The organism is Marinobacter vinifirmus (genome assembly GCF_002258215.1).
Taxonomy (GTDB): Bacteria; Pseudomonadota; Gammaproteobacteria; order Pseudomonadales; family Oleiphilaceae; genus Marinobacter; species Marinobacter vinifirmus.
Genome location: NZ_NEFY01000007.1, coordinates 34,304 through 50,255 on the forward strand (window position 1 = coordinate 34,304; position 15,952 = coordinate 50,255).

Sequence of the window (15,952 nt, forward strand, 5' to 3'; positions counted from 1 at the left end):
GCCAATCATGGCAGATTCCCGCCATTCCCTGCTTCAGCAGTTTGCCGCCAGTGACTGGAACGGTTTTCTGAAAGGTGTCGAGAAAGAAGGTCTGAGGGTGGATGCCAACGGCTTCATCGCCCAGACGCCCCATCCGGAGGCTCTGGGCTCTGCCCTGACCCATGGGCGGATTACCACCGACTACTCCGAAGCCCTGCTGGAGCTGATTACCCCGGTGTTCAACAGCACCGGTGCCATGCTTGCATCCCTGCGGGACACCCACCGTTATGTGCAGCAGAACCTGGGTGACGAAGTGTTCTGGGCCGCCAGCATGCCCTGCGAAATCGATGGCGACCAGAGCATTCCCATCGCCGAGTATGGCCGTTCCAACATCGGCCAGCTCAAGCATGTTTATCGTCAGGGGCTGGCGGTGCGCTATGGCCGGGTGATGCAGAGCATTGCCGGTGCCCACTACAACCTGTCGCTGCCCGACAGCTTCTGGCAGAAGTGGCAGGAAGTCACGGGCAATAGCGATTCCCTGCAGGATTTCAAATCCGACCAGTACTTCTGGCTGATCCGCAACTTCCGCCGCCGCAGCTGGCTGCTGATGCTGCTGTTCGGGGCGTCTCCGGCGCTGGATTCCAGCTTCGTTGCCAACATGAAGCACGATCTCAGCCGCTTCGACGACCGCACCTGGTACGGCCAGCATGCAACTTCCCTGCGCATGGGCGATCTGGGCTACCACAACAATGCCCAGGCCTCCCTGAATATCTGTTTCAACGAACTGGCCACCTACACCCGCACCCTGGGCCGCGCCATCCACACCAACTGGCCGGCCTATGAGGCCATCGGCACCCAGCGCGACGGCGAGTTCATCCAGATCAACACCAGCGTGCTGCAGATCGAGAACGAGTATTACAGCGCGGTGCGCCCGAAACGCACCACCGAACGGGGCGAAAAGCCGATACAGGCGCTGGATGCCCGGGGCGTGGAGTACATCGAAGTGCGTTGCCTGGACCTCGATCCGTTCTCGCCGGTCGGCGTGAACCAGGCGCAGGTTGATTTCCTGGACCTGTTCCTGCTCGATTGCCTGCTGACCGACTCGCCGCGTATTGGCGACGAAGAATGCGAGCGGCTGGATGACAACTACAAGGATGTTGTGGCTTCCGGCCGCTGGCAGGAACTGGCCCTGTGCCGGGCAAACGGCGAACGGGTGCCTGTCGGCAACGCCGCCCGGGAACTGCTGGACCGGCTGCAGCCGCTGGCGGAACAACTCGACGGCTGGGAGCAGGGTGAGACCTACCGCAACGCCCTGGCCGCACAGCGCGACAAGCTGCAGGGCTCAGACTGGGCGGTACCTTCTGCCCGGGTGCTCGATGCTATGTCTGCGTCCGGCCTTGGCCACCGGGACTGGACCCTGGAAATGTCCCGCCAGCATCAGCAAACCCTCCGTAATGAGACTCTGGCGCCGGATGTGCTGTCGGCCTACCAGGCCATGACCCGGGAATCGCTGGCGGAGCAGCAGGCGATGGAAGCGGCCGATACCCAGCCGTTCTCCGAATTCCTGGAAGACTATCTGAAAGCCTGAAAGCGACCTGACTCACAGAAAGTGCTTTTGCCGCTTGCCGCCTCCCTTACCTGTTGTTACGTTTATTAACATCAGGTAAGGGAGGCTGTACCGTGGCAAGAGACATCAAACTCGGATGGGACGTGGAAGCCTTGAACAAGGCGTACCGGCAGGGCTACATGGCCGGCTCCATGGGTATGGACAAAACCCGCTGCCCCTATCGCGGTGACGTTGTGATTGCGGCCTGGGAGGCCGGCTGGGACGACGCCGGTGAAGCCGTGCAGGCCGGTGGCCAGCAGGGCGACGACGATCTGTTTGCCCGCATCGCCTGATCCCCGATTTTTCTTCCCCTTTTGTTTTAACCGCTTATGCTCTGCCCGCGTCATGGGGTAGGATTGCTCACTGAGTTTTCGTGCAGTCCCTAACTGTGATGCGGGGTAGTGTTTTGACGAGCAGATGGATTTTCGGTCTTGTATTTCTGGTGTGCGCCGGGTTGCTTGCGGTGGCCTTTTACATGGAGCACGTGATGGGGCTTGAGCCCTGTCCCTTGTGCTGGTTGCAGCGCTTCGGCTTTATGGGTGCCGGACTGGTCAGCCTGCTGGCATTCCTGCATGGCCCCAAAGGCTTCGGTAACCGGGTTTACGGCTTCCTGATGGTGCTCAGTGCCGGTGCCGGGCTTGGCGTAGCCGGACGGCAGTTATGGCTTCAAAGCCTGCCGGAAGACCAGGTGCCAGCCTGCGGCCCCTCGGTGGATTATATGCTCGAAGTCCTGCCCTGGTTTGAAGTGCTGCAGACCGCCCTCAAAGGCACCGGAGACTGTGCAGCCGTGGTCTGGCGTTTTCTGGGTCTGAGTATTCCGGGCTGGACCGCTGTGTTCTTCAGCCTGGTCATTCTGGTTGGCTTGTTTGTCATGTTCCGGAGCTACCAACCCAAAAACTGGGTGAATAGCTGAAACAGTTGCGGCAGGCTGCAGCCATGGGGTAACTTGGTTGCCTGACGTAAAGACTGAGGGGAGACAGGCGTCATGTTGGAGAATTGCCGGAATGCCAGGGAGCGTTGGGGTGGCGTCAGTGAGCTGATCGACCGTTGGCTGAAAGAGCGCCAGGAACTGCTGGTTCATTACTGTGAGCTGTCAGCGCTGACGGATTACTCGCAAACCGACATGCTCCGGGAAAAGTTTATTCGCCTGTGCGAAGTGCTGGTGGACTATGTATCGACCGGCCATTTTGAAATCTACGAACAGCTGATCCGCGAAGCCCGGGAATTCAACGACGGTGGCGAAGAACTGGCGGCCAAGGTGTATCCCCGCATCCAGGAAACCACGGAAGTGGCGCTGAACTTCAATGACAACGTGGATGGCCGCATCCTGACCGAGCAGGATGTGAGCTTCCTGTTTGAAGAAGTCTCGAAGCTTGGCGAAGTACTTGAGAGCCGGTTCGAGCTGGAAGATTTCCTGATCGAACACCTGCACAACGCCCACGCCGGCAAAATGGCATCCGCCTGATCCGGGCAGGGGCGACAACCGAATCATAAAAAACCGGCCTGGGCAATCAGGCCGGTTTTTTGCTGTTCAGGGCCTTTGTTTATTCCTGGCCCGGATTCACTGCCAGCAGTTCCACATCAAACACCAGCACTTCGTTGGGGCCGATCGCCTGGTTGCCGCCCGGGCCGTAGGCCAGGTCTGACGGGATGTAGAGCTTGTAACGGGCGCCTTCGCTCATCAGCTGCAGGCCTTCGGTCCAGCCCGGAATAACCTGGTTCAGGCCGAAGGTGACAGGCTGGCCGCGCTCACGGGAGCTGTCGAAAACCTCACCATTGATCAGCTCGCCGGTGTAGTGCACCTGCACCTGGTCTTCGGCGGTCGGCTGGCTGCCATTGCCCTCTTCAATGACTTCGTACTGCAGGCCGGACTCGGTGGTCTCTACGCCGTCACGCTCGCCGTTTTCAGCCAGGAACGCCTCACCGGCTGCCTGGTTCTTCTGGGCCAGTTCCTCGACCTGCTGTTCCTGCTGGGCCTGCATATCCTGCTGATACGCCATCAGAGCTTCCTGGATTTCCTCGCGGCTCAGGCGCTTGGCATCTTCATCGCCGGCGTGGCCGTGCTGGATGCCCTGAAGAAACTGTTCCATCTGCAGGTCTGGCAGGTCGTTGCCCATGCGCTCGCCCAGTACCAGGCCCATGCCGTAGCTGACCTTTTCCGGAGTGGACTCCAGGGCGGGATCCTTGGCCGGTTCCTGGGAAGTGGAGCAACCGGCAACCAGGCCGGTCATGGCAACAGCTAACAGGGTTTTCTTCATATTTCCGTCCTTTATACGTGTATCAGGGCGCCGGGCCCTATTGGATTTGTTAAGAAAGACAAGGTAACGGGTTCGTCGCCAGTATGCCACTGAACATGTGGTAAGGGAGTTGTCCGGGGAGGTCAGGAACCGTTGCTGCCGGTGGAGCCGTTGAGGCTGAACGGCGCGCGGTAGGGTGCCTGCCAGTCGTTGGCGGAATCGGCGCCTGTGGCCTGGGGTGTCTGGCTCGGCCGGTCGATGGTCAGGGCGTTCCAGGAACCTTGCTCCGGAGGCTGGTCGGCGTAGTGCCAGTTGCCTTCGGTATCCTGCCACTTGAATACAATGTCGGGGCCCTCTACCGGAATGGGCGAGGGCAGCAGGCCCTCGAAGCGGGGCACCTCTTCAGTTTTTTTCTCTGCCGTGGGTTCGGATACCGTCTCCGGGTCGCCCAGGCCGAAAAACATCAGCAGCAACAGCAGGCCCAGTGCCGGAAACGCCAGGCGAATCAGCCATTTCATAAACATGGCTGGCTGTCTCCCCGGGCAGTATCGGCCAGATGTGCAGCCAGCGTATGTAATTGATTCATCTGATCGGGCTCCGGTGTCCGGGCCGGTGCTGCCGCATCCAGGTTTTGCAGGATGGCAGCGGTGGTGTCTTGCATGGTGCCGGTCTCCGGATTCAAGGTCATGATGGATTGCCAGGCCAGGGCCAGTTCTGTTTGTTCCGCCTGTAATTCGGCGCTGGCCAGGGCTTCCCGCAGTTGCCGGCAGTCTTCATGGTGCCGGGGAATGGATTTTCGCGCCGACCGGATGCTACCGGTTACACGGTCGCGCCACTCTGTTACCTTAGCGTCCTCGATACCGGTGAACACGCGCCCGTTCACGCCCAGCCACGCGGCGCATAAAATTCGGGTAACACTCCAGCCCTGTTTCTGAAGCTCCAGGCAGCCCTGTGCCAGCCCGGGGTTTCGCCAACAGGCCAGTGCATAACGCCAGAGTGGGTTATCCGGTTCCATTGTTACCGGCAGATTCAGCGGTTCAGGCTGGCAAGCGGTCATGGCAGGGCGCGTTCCGGCAGAATTCCATGGATAAAGTAAATCTATGTTAACGATAACCGATCTCAGTTTACAACGAGGCGGCGTCTGGTTGCTAGAAAACGTCAACCTGACAGTTCAACCCGGCCAGCGGGTGGCCATTGTGGGCGCCAACGGCGCCGGTAAGTCCAGTTTATTCAAGCTGTTACTGGGGCAGCTGGCGGCGGAGCAGGGTGGTGTATCCTTGCCCGGCGGTTGCCGGATTGCCCATATGGCGCAGGAAGTAGAAGCCTCGGCCCGCTCGGCCCGGGATTTTATCCTGGATGGTGATTTCGAACTGCGCCGGCTGGAACGGGAACTGGCCGAGGCCGAAGCCCGGGGCGATGACCACGCCATCGCCCACGCTCACGGCGATCTGGACCTGCACGAAGCCTGGTCTGCTCCACGGCGAGCAGAAGCCCTGTTGCGGGGCCTGGGCTTTGCGGACAGCGATGCGGAGCGTCCGGTATCGGCATTTTCCGGGGGCTGGCGCATCCGGCTGAACCTGGCCCAGGCGCTGATGCGCCCGTCAGACCTGTTGCTGCTGGATGAGCCCACCAACCACCTGGACCTCGACGCCTGCCTGTGGCTGGAGAACTGGCTGCGCCGCTACTCCGGCACCCTGCTGTTTATTTCCCACGACCGGGATTTCATGGATCGGGTGGCCACCCACCTGGTGCATTTCGACCAGAAGAAACTGGTGCTCTACACCGGCAACTATTCCGCCTTTGAGGTTCAGCGCAGCGAGCGGCTGGCCCAGCAGCAGGCGGGCTTCGAGCGCCAGCAGGCCCGGATTGCCGAAATCCAGCGCTTTATTGACCGGTTCAAGGCCAAGGCCACCAAGGCCAAGCAGGCCCAGAGCCGGGTCAAGGCACTGGAGCGCATGGAACGGATTGCCCCTGCCCATGTAGATTCGCCGTTCAGCTTCGAATTCCCCATGGCCGACAAGGTATCGAACCCCTTGTTGTCGATTCGACACGGCGTAGCGGGCCATGGCGATACCGCCATCCTGCGGAACATTAACGTCACCCTGTTGCCGGGGTCCCGGATCGGCCTGCTGGGCCCGAACGGCGCCGGCAAGTCCACCTTTATGGATGCACTGCGTGGCACCGGTACGCTGCTTGCCGGTGAGCGAACCTGTGGCGAACACCTGGCCATCGGTTACTTCGCCCAGCACCAGCTGGAATCGCTGGACCTGGACGCCAGCCCGTTCCTGCACCTGCAGCGCCTGGCCCCAAGGGCCTCCGAACAGCAGGTAAGAAATTTCCTGGGCGGCTTTGATTTCCACGGTGACGAGGCCCTGAGCCCGATCCGTTCTTTCTCCGGTGGCGAGAAGGCACGGGTGGCGCTGGCGATCATTGCCTGGCAGAAACCCAACCTGTTGCTGCTGGATGAGCCCACTAACCACCTGGACCTGGAAATGCGCCAGGCCCTGACCATGGCCCTGCAGAACTTCGACGGAGCCATTGTGGTGGTGTCCCACGACCGGCATCTGCTGCGCAACACCGTGGACCAGTTCTGGCTGGTGTCAGACGGTGCGGTGCAGGAATACGACGGCGACCTGGAAGACTACGAGCGTTGGCTGGCGGAACGCCGAAAGGATGATGATGAGCCTCCGAAACGTGAGGTGGTCGAACAGGAGGCAGAAAACAAAGTTGCCGCCGGGGCCAACGCCCTGACCGCCGATGAGCGCAAGGCCCGCAAGCGTCAGGAAGCCGAGCTGCGCCAGAAGCTGAGCCCCTGGCGCAAGAAGCAGGGAAACCTGGAAGCCCGGATGGAGCAGCTTCAGCAGGAGCTGGCCGGGGTCGAACAGCAGTTGTCCGATCCGGCCATCTACGACGACAGCGCCAAGGTGAAGCTGAAGGAGCTGCTGGCACAGCAGACAGGCCTGAAGCGGGAACTGGACGATGTGGAGGCCGAGTGGCTGGACGTCAGTGAAACCGTGGAAAACCTGGAGGCGGAACTGGTCGGCTGAGTGCCGGCCTCAGCGGGCGCTGATCTCCAGCACGAAATCCTGCCGGGCCAGGTAATCCCGCTCGTTTTTCAGGTCTGCCAGGGTCAGCGGCCGGTTGTCCAGCCAGCCCTGGGGCAGCTCCACCACCAGTTTGTTCTCGTGGCCATGCAGGGAAAATTCCGGCGGTTGTTCCAGGTTGCGGGGGTGCTGGATCAGCACCGCAAGCCGGACCAGTACACACAGGTAACGCAGCCGGGGCTTGTCTTCCGGCTCGATGCCTTCAAATACCGCCGCTGAAAATTTACGCCGGTGGCCGCGCACCAGGGTAGCCAGGTCTTTCTGGAACTGCTGGGTAAAGCCCGGCAGGTCAGAGTAACGCAGCAGGTAGGCGCCGTGTTTGTGGTACTGGCTGTGGGAAATGGTCAGGCCGATTTCGTGCAGCCGGCAGGCCCAACGCAGTACATCTTCGTCGGCATCGGTGCGCAGGCCCCACTGGTCGGCTACCTGCTCCCAGGCAGCCATGGCGGTCTGCTCAACGGCGGCACCGTGGGCCTGGTCGACATGGTAGCGTTCCTGCAGTGCGGAAATGGTCCGCTCCCGCACATCTTCATGCTGGATACGCCCGACGATGTCGTACAGCAGGCCTTCTCGCAGGGCGCCATCGGCGAAGGTCATCGCGTCGATATCCAGAGACCGGAAGGCAGCCAGCAGAATGGCAAAGCCGGCCGGGAAAATGCTCTGGCGATCCTGCCGGACACCCAGCTCGGCCAGTTTTTCCACCTTGCCCATATCCACCAGCCGCTTGCGCAGCTCTTCCATGGCGGTGCGGGTAATGGTGCCATCGGTAATCTTCAGGGCGGCCAGCACATTGGCGATGGCCTTGATCGAACCGGAGGAGCCTACGGCGCTTTGCCAGCCCACCTGCCGGTAGTGCTGGCGGATATTCTGCAGTTCCTGCTCGGCGTGGATGATGGCCTTGTCCATTTGCCTGCGGCTGATCTTGCCGTCCGGAAAATAGCGGTTGCGGAACGATACGCAGCCCATGTGCAGGCTTTCCAGTTCCTGGGGCTCGAAGCGCTGGCCGATAATAAACTCGGTGCTGCCGCCGCCGATATCAATCACCAGCCGTTTACCGGAATCGTCCGCCAGGGTGTGGGACACCCCCAGATAGATCAGGCGGGCTTCTTCCCGGCCGGCAATCACTTCCACCGGATAACCCAGAACGTCCTCCGCCCGGGCAATAAACTCGTGGGCGTTGCGTGCCACCCGCAAGGCGTTGGTGCCGACAATCTGCACCCCCGCCGCAGGCATGCCCTGAAGCCGCTGGGCAAACCGGCTCAGGCACTCCAGCGCCCGTTGCTGGGCGGCCTCGGTCAGGCGGTTGTACTGGTCCAGGCCAGCGCCGAGCTGAACCTTCTCGCCCATTTTTTCCACCGTGCGGATTTCGCCGTGCACCAGGCGGGCCACGACCATGTGAAAACTGTTGGAGCCCATATCAATGGCTGCCAGCATGTCCGGTGCGGTTGTTGCGTTCTCGGCGTTGGAGGTGGCCGTCACGTTGGTAGGAATCCTGTGTCGTGTGAACTTGGTCGTACTATAAGTGAAGAAACAGGGGTGTGTCAGTAACGGACTGCGGTCATTACTGACACGAATCAACCCTGAGCGGGATACTTCCCGCTTCACATTCAGGCGGCCAATCGCGTAAAGTATCCGTCTAACGAAATCCGGGCAGGCGGGATTTTCCCTTTCGGAAAAGTTCGTTTGCTACAGTCAACAGCGACTCCGCCGGGGCCGGCAAGAACGGCCCGGGAGCGCCTGAATCAGGAAAAGGTAATGAGCGGAAATATCGTTAATGTCACCGACGCTTCCTTTGAACAGGACGTACTGAAATCCGACGTTCCGGTACTGGTAGATTACTGGGCCGAGTGGTGTGGCCCGTGCAAGATGATCGCACCGGTTCTGGAAGAGATCGCCGACGAATACGAAGGCAAGCTCAAAGTCTGCAAGCTGAACATCGACGAAAACGAGCAGACCCCGCCCAAGTTCAACATTCGTGGCATTCCGACCCTCATGCTGTTCAAGAACGGCAATGTCGACGCCACCAAGGTAGGTGCCCTGTCCAAGTCACAGCTGGCCGCCTTCCTCGACAGCAACCTCTGATCTGCTGTTGAAAAAAACCGCCCCTGAACAGCGCTTCACGGGCGGTTTTTTTGTGCTTTGAGCTCGTCAGTCTGAAGACCAGGCCTGGGTCCGTTCACGATCAGACGCCTTCTGTTCCACCCAGTGCTCGCCGTCAGAGGTCATCTCTTTCTTCCAGAACGGAGCGGAAGTTTTCAGCGCATCCATGATGAACGAGCAGGCGGCGAAGGCATCGCCCCGGTGGGCGCTGCACACGCCAACAAATACGATCTGGTCGGAAAGCGCCAGCCGTCCGACCCGGTGAATCACCCGGGCATCACGGACATCCCAGCGGCGGGAAGCCTCGTCTATCAGCCCCTGAATAACCGCTTCTGTCATCCCCGGATAGTGTTCCAGAAACAGCCCCGTTACGCCGGACAGGTCTCCGGAATCCCGGACCAGTCCGGTGAAGGTGGCAATGGCACCGGTGCCTGAACCGCTTGCTCTCAGCGCGGCATATTCCGCGCCTGTATCAAAATCCCCGGTCTGCACAGAAATCATCTCAACCTCCGGTTACCGGCGGGAAAAACGCGACCTCATCACCGGCCTTCACCGCCGTGGCGGGTTTTGCCATGGCCTGGTTGACCGCCACCATGACCGGCTGGTCGCCCTTAAGCTGGGCCCACCGGCCGCCACGGCTGGCCAGTTGGGTCAGGAGGTCGTTGACGGTTTGCCCGTCATTGGCGGGCAGGCTCAGGGAATCGGTATCCAGCTCTTCCCGCAGGCGGGCGAAGAAACGAACGGTCAGGGTAGGCTCGGTCATCATCAGCTCAGCAATTCATTAAAGGAATAGAACGTAACCAGGTCGCCCCGGGCCACCTGGGTATTCTCGGGCACTATTGCCAATCCCGAAGCCCAGCAGGCGGAACTCATTACCCCGGAACTCTGGTTGGGGAAGGCCGCAACCTGCACTTCGGAGCCGGCATTCTCCTTGCGGGCCCTGACAAACTCGCGGCGCACCGATGTCTCGGTAATCTCGAACGCGGCAGGCAAGCGCTCACCGGTCAGCGCAACATCGGAGCGGCCCTGGCGCTTGCGGATGTAGGGCAGGGCCACGACCATAAAGGTAACCAGTACCGACGCCGGGTTGCCGGGCAGTCCGATAACCGGCGTGCCCGCCACTTCGCCAAACGCCAGCGGCTTGCCCGGTTTGATTGCCAGGCGCCAGAGTGACAGCTTGCCGGATTCCTCGAGCGCGGCCCGCACATGGTCTTCCTCGCCCACCGATACCCCGCCACTGGTGATGATCAGGTCGGCCTCTGCCGCAGCCCGTGCAAGGGTCTGGCGGGTGGCATCGCGGGTGTCTTCCAGGCTCTCACACAGGGTTACGTCGCAGCCAGCCTCGGCCAGCAGACCCAGCAGGGTATACCGGTTGGTGTTGTAGATCTGCCCCGGTGCCAGTGGCTGGCCCGGGTCTACCAGCTCATCGCCGGTGGTCAGGATGGCCACTTTCAGCTTCGCCAGCACCGGTACCCGGTTGATACCGGTGGACGCCAGCAGGCCCATTTCCTGTGGCCGGATTCGTGTACCCCGGGCCAGGGCCAGGGCCCCCTTGGTAAGGTCCTGCCCGCGCTGCCGGATGTTCTGGCCAGAGCTGACCGTAGCGTTGATCACGATGCTGTCGCCGGTACGCTCTACCCGCTCCTGCATCACCACTGCATCGGCGCCTTCGGGGATCTCCGAGCCGGTGAAGATGCGCACTGCCGTGCCCGGCTGCAGCGGCGCCGGGGCGGTGCCGGCGGGAACCCGGTCAGACACGGTCAGCGCTTCGCCATCACGTACATCACTGTGGTAAACCGCGTAGCCATCCACCGCGCTGTTGTCGGCCGGCGGCACATCGGCCGGTACATAATGGTTTTCCGCCAGGATCCGGCCCAGACATTCTGTCAGGTTGACGGCCTCGGCACGGGTAACCGGAGTGGCCCGGTCAAGCAGGTGGTTCAGGGCATCGTCCAGGGAGATCAGGTTCTGGCCAGCCATAACGTCTCCTTATCGCTCGGCCCGGGAGCCGATTACTTCGTGCAGCCGCTGGCAGGCACGATCCGGCTTGCGCAAGGTCAGCCCTGAGAAATTGCAGGGGCCGTGGCGGCTGTCGAGCTGGCTTTTCAGAATGCCTTCCCAGCCGGTGCGGCAGGCGCCGGTGGAGCCGGGCAGGCAGAAAATGACTGTATTATTGGCCATGCCGCCGAAGGCCCGGGACTGAATGGTGGAACTGGCGATCTCGGCGGCGGACAAACGGCGGAACTCTTCGCCGAAGCCGACAATTTCCTTGTCGAGCAGCGCACCAACGGCTTCCGGGGTGCTGTCCCGTTCCATAAAGCCGGTGCCGCCCGTGATAATGATTGAATGAACTTCCGGATCGGCAATCCACAGGGACATCAGCGCACGGATCAGGTAGACGTCGTCCGGCAGGATACGGCGGGCCAGAAGCCGGTGGCCGGCTTCAATAATCTGGTCTTCCAGGTACTGGCCGGAGGTGTCTTCGGCGGGGCCGCGGGTGTCTGATACGGTTAACAGAGCGACGTTCAGGGGGTTGAGTTCGCTGGTAAGGTCACTGCTCATGGAAAGACTCCAGAAGGCTGTATCAATAATATAGTCAGTATCCGGATTGGCGCTGGTAAATGGAAGAGGGTGCCTGCCAGAGAGATTTCCGGTGTCGACATTGGTCTGATGCAGGGCAAGCCACTGGTTTAAATTTGGTCACAGGTCTTGACATCAGCCTTCAAGGTGGTCGATTATGCCGCTTGCCCGGCGAACGATTGTTCCCACTCTCTGGCTTCAGCATACTTAATCCGGATTTCATCTGCACCGGTAGCTCCATCGAGCCAGCACCTTGTTTCAGCTTAATCAGATCAATGCGTTCAGGGGCACCCCTGTCATTCCAACTGTCGTTTACTTCCATTCCTGAAAATCCAACAAACTATGAATCTTACTGAACTCAAGCAGAAATCCGTGCCCGAATTGCTCGATATTGCGCAAGAAATGGGTCTGGATAACCTGGCTCGCTCGCGCAAGCAAGACGTGATCTTCACCATCCTGAAGAAACACGCCAAAAGCGGCGAAGACATTTACGGTGATGGTGTACTGGAAATTCTGCAGGACGGTTTCGGCTTCCTTCGTTCCGGCGATGCCTCTTACCTGGCCGGTCCGGACGATATCTACGTCTCTCCCAGTCAGATCCGCCGTTTCAACCTGCGTACCGGCGATACCGTTTCCGGCAAGATCCGCCCGCCGAAAGATGGCGAACGTTATTTTGCCCTGCTGAAAGTTAACGAGATTAACTTCGACAAGCCGGACAACGCCCGTAACAAGATTCTGTTCGAGAACCTCACCCCGCTGTTCCCCCAGGAGCGTCTGACCCTGGAGCTAGGTAACGGCAGTACCGAGGATCTCTCTTCCCGGGTACTGGACCTGGTAGCTCCGATCGGTAAAGGCCAGCGTGGCCTGATCGTATCTCCGCCCAAGGCCGGTAAAACGCTGCTGATGCAGGGCATCGCCCAGTCCATCACCCGCAACAACCCGGAATGTCACCTGATGGTGTTGCTGATTGACGAGCGCCCGGAAGAAGTGACGGAAATGCAGCGTACCGTGCGCGGCGAGGTTGTGGCCTCTACCTTTGACGAGCCGCCGGCCCGCCACGTTCAGGTAGCCGAGATGGTGATCGAAAAGGCCAAGCGCCTTGTGGAGCACAAGAAGGATGTGATCATCCTGCTGGACTCCATCACCCGTCTGGCCCGTGCCTACAACACCGTGATTCCGTCTTCCGGCAAGGTGCTGACCGGTGGTGTGGATGCCCACGCCCTGGAAAAACCCAAGCGCTTCTTCGGTGCAGCCCGGAATGTAGAAGAGGGCGGCAGCCTGACTATTCTGGCCACAGCGCTGGTGGATACCGGTTCCAAGATGGACGAGGTTATCTACGAGGAGTTCAAGGGCACCGGTAACATGGAAGTGCACCTGGACCGCAAGATTGCCGAGAAGCGGGTTTACCCGGCCATCAACATCCGTCGTTCCGGCACCCGCCGCGAAGACCTGCTGATGAGCGAAGCGGAAATCCAGCGCGTGTGGATCCTTCGCAAGCTGCTGCACTCCATGGACGATGACACTGCGTCTCTGGAATTCCTGCTCGACAAGCTGCGGGATACCAAGACCAATGACGAATTCTTCCAGTCTATGAAGCGTCGTTGATGCGAGTTCCTATACTCGGCTGAACTGTCGGAGGTTCACTCCGAAAGTTCAAAGAACAAGGCCGGGAGGGGGTGTCAAAACAATCAGGAAAACCACTGTTTTCCGTTTTGACACCCCCTCCCGGCTTTGTTCCAACACCGAACAGAAAAAGTATCAAGACCAACTACAAGGGCAGTCCGGAAAAGCCCGAACTCCGTAGTACCGTAGATCAGAAGCGGAGCACAGCATGAAATACAACGACCTGAGAGACTTCATCGCCCAGCTGGAAAAGCAGGGCGAGCTCAAGCGCATCAGCGCAGAAGTCGACCCCCACCTGGAAATGACCGAAATCTGCGACCGCACGCTGCGGGCCGGTGGGCCGGCGTTGTTGTTTGAGAATCCCAAGGGCTATGACATGCCGGTGCTGGCCAACCTGTTCGGCACGCCAAAGCGTGTAGCCATGGGCATGGGCCAGCAGGATGTTTCGGCATTGCGGGAGATCGGCAAGCTGCTGGCGTTTCTGAAGGAGCCGGATCCCCCCAAGGGCTTCAAGGATGCGATCGAGAAGTTGCCGCTGTTCAAGCAGGTGATGCGCATGAGCCCGAAGGTGCTCCGTTCCGCGCCCTGCCAGGACGTGGTGATCGAGAAGGACAAGGTCGACCTGTACCAGATTCCGGTGCAGCACTGCTGGCCCGGGGATGCCGGCCCGCTGGTGACCTGGCCGCTGGTGATTACCCGTGGCCCGAACAAGGAGCGGCAGAATCTGGGTATTTACCGGCAGCAGCTGATCGGCCGTAACCGGTTGATCATGCGCTGGCTCAGCCATCGCGGTGGCGCGCTGGATTACCAGGAGTTTCGCCGGGCCAATCCGGACAAGCCTTATCCGGTTGCGGTTGCCCTGGGGGCTGATCCTGCCACCATCCTGGGCGCTGTTACGCCGGTGCCGGATACCCTGTCTGAATACGCCTTTGCCGGGTTACTGCGGGGCAGCCGTACCGAGCTGGTGAAAGCCGGCCTGAGCGACCTGCAGGTTCCGGCCAGTGCCGAGATTGTGCTGGAAGGTTTTATCTATCCGGATGATATGGCGCCTGAAGGCCCGTTTGGCGACCATACCGGTTATTACAACGAGGTGGACCAGTTCCCGGTGTTTACCGTGGAGCGTATTACCCACCGCAAAGACCCGATCTACCACAGCACCTACACCGGCCGCCCGCCCGATGAGCCGGCGGTGCTGGGTGTGGCGCTGAACGAAGTGTTCATTCCCATCCTGCAGAAGCAGTTCCCGGAGATTGTGGATTTCTACCTGCCCCCGGAAGGTTGCTCCTACCGGCTGGCGGTGGTCACCATGAAGAAGCAGTACCCGGGCCACGCCAAGCGGGTGATGATGGGCGTTTGGTCGTTCCTGCGTCAGTTCATGTACACCAAGTTCGTGATTGTGACCGACGACGATGTGAACGCCCGCAGCTGGGAAGATGTCATCTGGGCCATCACCACCCGTATGGACCCGGCCCGGGACACCACGCTGGTGGAGAACACCCCCATCGATTACTTGGACTTCGCGTCGCCGGTGTCTGGCCTTGGCTCGAAAATGGGGATGGATGCCACCAATAAATGGCCCGGCGAGACCGACCGGGAGTGGGGCACTGCCATTACCATGACCGATGAGGTCAAACAGCGGGTGGATGAGATCTGGGACAGTCTCGGTATTGAAAATCGTGACACCCGCCCCGACTGACAAGGCACAGGCTGCATACCGGGTTGAGTTGCAGCCGGCCGGGTTGGGCTACGGCGTAGCGGGCAATGAGGATTTGCTGTCCGCTGCCGCGGCTGCGGGTATCCAGGCGCCGGCAGCCTGCCGCAACGGTGTCTGCGAGATCTGTGAGGCAACCCTGATAACGGGGCAGGCCCTGAATACCCGGAACCAACAAACCTTATCGGAGGGTGATCGGCTGATGATGTGCCGGACGCTTGCCCTGACCGACCTGAAACTGGAGATACCTGCCATTATGGCAACTGCGAACCATCTGCCCCGTCAGTATGCAGCCAAAGTAGTTGATGTGCGCTCGATCAGTCACGATGTGTTCCGGGTTGAGCTGAAGCTGCCGAGGCGCCGCGATGTGGCCTTCCATGCCGGTCAGTATCTTTCGGTCATCCTGCCGGGGGAAGATCCCTGTTATTTCTCCATCGCCAGCAGCCCCGCCGCCGAGCATATCGAATTGCACATCCAGGCTTCCCCGGACTGGGTTTCAGCCCGCAAGGTGATTGATGCGCTCACCTCCGGCCAGGATGTGACGGTGGAACTGCCCAATGGCAAAGCCTGCCTGGCTGCGGCGCCGGACAAGCCTTTACTGCTGGTAGCGGCCGGAACCGGCTTTGCCCAGATGAAAAGCCTGGTGGAATTCCTTCAGGAAACCCGGTACAGCCACCCCGTGACCCTGTTCTGGGGCGTGCGCAAGCACGAGGACATGTACCTGAGGTCGCTGGCGCAACAGTGGCATGAAGACTGGAGCAATTTCAGCTTTGTGCCTGTCGTCGGGGATGACGAGGATAATGACTGGGGTGGTCACCATGACCAGTTGGTGCGGGCTGTACTGGCGTCCGGGGCCGACTGGCAGAACGTGGAAGTTCATGCCAGTGGCTCGCCCACCATGGTGTATACCCTGATGGATGCGCTGCTGGAAAAAGGCCTGCCTGTGCAGGCGTTTTTCTCGGATGTGCTGGAGTACGCCCCCAGGGCCTGATTGCTTGGCCTGACTCTCTCA

Annotated in this window: 18 protein-coding genes; 9 read left to right on the forward strand and 9 right to left on the reverse strand. The window is 60.4% G+C overall.

Annotated features, from left to right (window positions below; all coding sequences use genetic code 11):
- The first annotated feature begins 7 nt into the window (after positions 1-7).
- From gshA to B9Q17_RS10355, 4 genes are all read left to right on the forward strand, one after another.
- The gene (gene gshA, locus B9Q17_RS10340) at positions 8-1,567 is read left to right on the forward strand and encodes a glutamate--cysteine ligase (protein ID WP_094625166.1); all 1,560 of its coding nucleotides are present in this window, start codon (positions 8-10) and stop codon (positions 1,565-1,567) included.
- Between the two features lie 92 nt (positions 1,568-1,659).
- A complete protein-coding gene (rmf, locus tag B9Q17_RS10345; protein ID WP_022989524.1) occupies positions 1,660-1,878 on the forward strand; it encodes a ribosome modulation factor in 219 nt (72 codons plus the stop codon).
- A 113-nt stretch (positions 1,879-1,991) separates the two neighbouring features.
- On the forward strand, positions 1,992-2,498 hold the full coding sequence (locus B9Q17_RS10350; RefSeq protein WP_199456867.1) for a disulfide bond formation protein B: 507 nt from the start codon (positions 1,992-1,994) through the stop codon (positions 2,496-2,498).
- Positions 2,499-2,570: 72 nt separating this feature from the next.
- Positions 2,571-3,050, forward strand: a complete 480-nt coding sequence (locus tag B9Q17_RS10355) for an Rsd/AlgQ family anti-sigma factor (RefSeq protein WP_058339969.1) — start codon at positions 2,571-2,573, stop codon at positions 3,048-3,050.
- Between the two features lie 79 nt (positions 3,051-3,129).
- On the opposite strand, the gene bamJ is transcribed toward B9Q17_RS10355, so the two are convergent.
- The 3 genes from bamJ to B9Q17_RS10370 all read right to left on the reverse strand — a co-directional run bounded on the left by bamJ (position 3,130) and on the right by B9Q17_RS10370 (position 4,879).
- Positions 3,130-3,843 carry an FKBP-type peptidyl-prolyl cis-trans isomerase gene (bamJ, locus tag B9Q17_RS10360; protein WP_094625167.1) on the reverse strand — a complete coding sequence of 238 codons (714 nt, stop codon included), beginning with the start codon at positions 3,841-3,843 and terminating at the stop codon, positions 3,130-3,132.
- A 122-nt stretch (positions 3,844-3,965) separates the two neighbouring features.
- Entirely contained in the window at positions 3,966-4,346 is a 381-nt protein-coding gene (locus B9Q17_RS10365) for a DUF4124 domain-containing protein (protein WP_094625168.1), read from the reverse strand.
- On the reverse strand, positions 4,337-4,879 hold the full coding sequence (locus tag B9Q17_RS10370) for a TIGR02444 family protein (RefSeq protein ID WP_094625169.1): 543 nt from the start codon (positions 4,877-4,879) through the stop codon (positions 4,337-4,339). The genes B9Q17_RS10365 and B9Q17_RS10370 overlap by 10 nt, the downstream gene beginning before the upstream one ends.
- Positions 4,880-4,922: 43 nt before the next feature.
- On the opposite strand from B9Q17_RS10370, the gene B9Q17_RS10375 reads away from it, so the two are divergent.
- A complete protein-coding gene (locus tag B9Q17_RS10375; RefSeq protein WP_094625170.1) occupies positions 4,923-6,869 on the forward strand; it encodes an ATP-binding cassette domain-containing protein in 1,947 nt (648 codons plus the stop codon).
- A gap of 9 nt (positions 6,870-6,878) precedes the next feature.
- Here the strand turns inward: B9Q17_RS10375 and ppx are convergent, their stop codons facing one another.
- On the reverse strand, positions 6,879-8,405 hold the full coding sequence (ppx, locus tag B9Q17_RS10380) for an exopolyphosphatase (RefSeq protein WP_094625171.1): 1,527 nt from the start codon (positions 8,403-8,405) through the stop codon (positions 6,879-6,881).
- Between the two features lie 276 nt (positions 8,406-8,681).
- On the opposite strand from ppx, the gene trxA reads away from it, so the two are divergent.
- A complete protein-coding gene (trxA, locus tag B9Q17_RS10385) occupies positions 8,682-9,008 on the forward strand; it encodes a thioredoxin TrxA (RefSeq protein WP_014420340.1) in 327 nt (108 codons plus the stop codon).
- A 66-nt stretch (positions 9,009-9,074) separates the two neighbouring features.
- On the opposite strand, the gene B9Q17_RS10390 is transcribed toward trxA, so the two are convergent.
- The 5 genes from B9Q17_RS10390 to B9Q17_RS18035 all read right to left on the reverse strand — a co-directional run bounded on the left by B9Q17_RS10390 (position 9,075) and on the right by B9Q17_RS18035 (position 11,928).
- Entirely contained in the window at positions 9,075-9,527 is a 453-nt protein-coding gene (locus B9Q17_RS10390; protein WP_022987534.1) for a molybdenum cofactor biosynthesis protein MoaE, read from the reverse strand.
- Position 9,528: 1 nt separating this feature from the next.
- On the reverse strand, positions 9,529-9,789 hold the full coding sequence (gene moaD / locus B9Q17_RS10395; protein WP_094625274.1) for a molybdopterin converting factor subunit 1: 261 nt from the start codon (positions 9,787-9,789) through the stop codon (positions 9,529-9,531).
- Positions 9,790-9,791: 2 nt separating this feature from the next.
- A complete protein-coding gene (locus B9Q17_RS10400) occupies positions 9,792-11,006 on the reverse strand; it encodes a molybdopterin molybdotransferase MoeA (protein ID WP_094625172.1) in 1,215 nt (404 codons plus the stop codon).
- Between the two features lie 9 nt (positions 11,007-11,015).
- The gene (moaB, locus tag B9Q17_RS10405; protein WP_094625173.1) at positions 11,016-11,588 is read right to left on the reverse strand and encodes a molybdenum cofactor biosynthesis protein B; all 573 of its coding nucleotides are present in this window, start codon (positions 11,586-11,588) and stop codon (positions 11,016-11,018) included.
- Between the two features lie 160 nt (positions 11,589-11,748).
- Complete coding sequence (locus B9Q17_RS18035; RefSeq protein WP_152521743.1) at positions 11,749-11,928, reverse strand: hypothetical protein; 180 nt, start codon at positions 11,926-11,928, stop codon at positions 11,749-11,751.
- 20 nt (positions 11,929-11,948) lie between these two features.
- On the opposite strand from B9Q17_RS18035, the gene rho reads away from it, so the two are divergent.
- The 3 genes from rho to B9Q17_RS10420 all read left to right on the forward strand — a co-directional run bounded on the left by rho (position 11,949) and on the right by B9Q17_RS10420 (position 15,931).
- Positions 11,949-13,211 (forward strand): transcription termination factor Rho, encoded by a 1,263-nt coding sequence (rho, locus tag B9Q17_RS10410; RefSeq protein WP_022987538.1) that lies wholly within the window; start codon positions 11,949-11,951, stop codon positions 13,209-13,211.
- A 226-nt stretch (positions 13,212-13,437) separates the two neighbouring features.
- Complete coding sequence (gene ubiD / locus B9Q17_RS10415; RefSeq protein WP_058339961.1) at positions 13,438-14,925, forward strand: 4-hydroxy-3-polyprenylbenzoate decarboxylase; 1,488 nt, start codon at positions 13,438-13,440, stop codon at positions 14,923-14,925.
- The gene (locus B9Q17_RS10420; protein WP_425268616.1) at positions 14,897-15,931 is read left to right on the forward strand and encodes a 2Fe-2S iron-sulfur cluster-binding protein; all 1,035 of its coding nucleotides are present in this window, start codon (positions 14,897-14,899) and stop codon (positions 15,929-15,931) included. The genes ubiD and B9Q17_RS10420 overlap by 29 nt, the downstream gene beginning before the upstream one ends.
- Positions 15,932-15,952: the final 21 nt, after the last annotated feature.